General features: G+C 39.9%; 1 pseudogene. It reads left to right on the forward strand.

Features of this window, described 5'->3' with window-relative positions:
- Positions 1-187, forward strand: a pseudogene (locus tag SB717_RS34955) (hypothetical protein); the annotation flags it as partial.
- Positions 188-298 lie beyond the last annotated feature (111 nt).

Here is a 298-nt window from a genome sequence, read left to right on the forward strand (position 1 = left end):
GCATGCTGATCATATCGTCCCGATGAAGACGATTACAGAAATGAAAAGATTTGATAAATTGACATTTGAACAGCAAGGCGAGATATTGAATTACAAGCCTAGTTTTCATGGGTTGAGTGAGACTGCTAATACCTCGCGCGGCGCTAAAACTTACTCAGAATGGGCTCAGTATAAAAAGGTGGAGTAGATGTTGTTCCTGGTTTCAGAAGTAGTATGATGGGGCGAGCGATGAAATTGGAAGTTGAGTTGCGAGAAATGATATCTGGTGTTTTGTAGGAGAAATTAAATGATTACTCTT

The organism is Priestia sp. SIMBA_032, assembly GCF_046535215.1.
In the GTDB taxonomy this organism is placed as follows: Bacteria; Bacillota; Bacilli; order Bacillales; family Bacillaceae_H; genus Priestia; species Priestia aryabhattai.